This is a genomic window from Rhabdonatronobacter sediminivivens (genome assembly GCF_013415485.1).
GTDB classification, from domain to species: Bacteria; Pseudomonadota; Alphaproteobacteria; order Rhodobacterales; family Rhodobacteraceae; genus Rhabdonatronobacter; species Rhabdonatronobacter sediminivivens.
On the sequence record NZ_JACBXS010000111.1, the window covers coordinates 1 to 1,607 of the forward strand.

The following is a 1,607-nucleotide window of genomic DNA, read 5'->3' on the forward strand; positions in this document are numbered from 1 at the left end:
TGGCTGCTTAGGTCAGCAGGTCATGGGGCATCCGGTGTCCCGAATGCCCTGATACGGTTGCCCAGACGGGCTCTGCCGTCAAGAAATGATCTCTTCCATAGCAAACACAGGGTACGCGCGGTGGCGGCCCTCACCGTCCTCAATACGAGATCCCAAATCCCAAGCAGAAGGCCCGAACATTATCTACGAGGTCAGCAAGCTGCCTCCACGGCTCGTCAGAGAGAGGTCCTTCCGCCTGGGCTCACCCCCTCGAAGAAGGGGCGATAGGGTTCGCCGTGATTGACCACGGCGTGTACGGTGCGCGCCATCTTGGCCGCGATCGCGGTGTAGGCCTTGCGGCGCAGATGGGCGTTGTGTCGATCCTTGGAGATGTAGCGCTCGAACTTGTCGCGGAAGCTGTTGGTCCGCTTGAGAACGGCGGTCTGGCCGGCCATCCAGAGCGTGCGCCGCAGCCGGGCATTGCCGTACTTCGAGATGCGGCTCTGACCGCGGAACATGCCAGACTGAACGGTGGCGAGGTCCATGCCACAGAACTTCAAGAATTGCCGATGATGCCGGAACCGACGCAGGTCACCGGCCTCGGCCAGGATGGTCATGGCGTTGATCGGGCCGATGCCGGGAATGGTCGTCAGCAGTTGATAGTCGGGCAGATCCGAGAGCAACTTGACCGCTCGCGCCTCGATCTCGTTGCGCTGGCGGACGAGGCTTCTGCCTTCGGCGAGGACCAGACGGAACATGCGAACGGCGTCGGAATCCGGTCCGACTGGTAAACCAACAGAGCCGACCGCCGTGGCGTAAATATCTGAAAGCAGGCGCTCTTTGGAGACCTTCTTGCCCACCACCTGCCAAGCATCAGCGATGAAGGCTTCCCGGGTCATGGTCGTGATCATCGTCGGCGTCGGATACCTCTCGAGGAACGCGAGGAACCAGTCGGTTCGCGAGCTTCGATGAAACCGTTCGGCCTCGGGGAAGTAGAGCGGCAGGTAATGCGTCAGGATACGGTGCCAGAGCTCGGTCTTCGAACGCGAGACGATCTCGTGCGTCTTCGACAGCTCTTGGATATCCGCCGTCCCGACAACCAGCGGGTCATGAAAGAACTGCACGGCGCCGATCTCCAGCATGTGCAGGATGACCTGGGCGTCCTTCGGGTCGTTCTTGTCCCAGCTGTTGTGCAGGGCCTCTCGCGTCCGGGCCAGACCGACGGAAGAAACCAGCTTCAGGTCGAACCCGGCCAGGCCGAGATGGTGCGCCAGCGGACGGTGGTAGTTGCCGGTCGCCTCAAACCCGATCCGCACCGGCAGATCGTAGCTGGCGAGGGCCGCAGACAGGCGTTGGAAGTCTTCCAGCGTGTTCATAACGGTCATGCGACGGCGCCGCGTCTTACCCGGGATGCCGATCAGCACCTCATGGCGATGCTTGGAAATGTCGATGGCGACCAGCACGGTCGCGGCAGTAGAATGATGGGCGGTCATAGCCGGTCTCCTCAGCGGTGTGGTTGTGCAAAACCACTGTTGAGACCTGAGACCCGGTTATGGCCACACGCTGCGCTATCTGGGGGCTGCGCGCGTGGCCATAACCTCACGACAGCCCTTCTTCCCGACGTGCTA

1 protein-coding gene is annotated in these 1,607 nt (G+C 61.8%); it reads right to left on the minus strand.

Going from position 1 to position 1,607, the window contains the following annotated elements:
- Positions 1 to 215 precede the first annotated feature (215 nt).
- Complete coding sequence (locus tag HUK65_RS18345; protein ID WP_179907709.1) at positions 216 to 1,472, minus strand: IS110 family RNA-guided transposase; 1,257 nt, start codon at positions 1,470 to 1,472, stop codon at positions 216 to 218.
- Positions 1,473 to 1,607 lie beyond the last annotated feature (135 nt).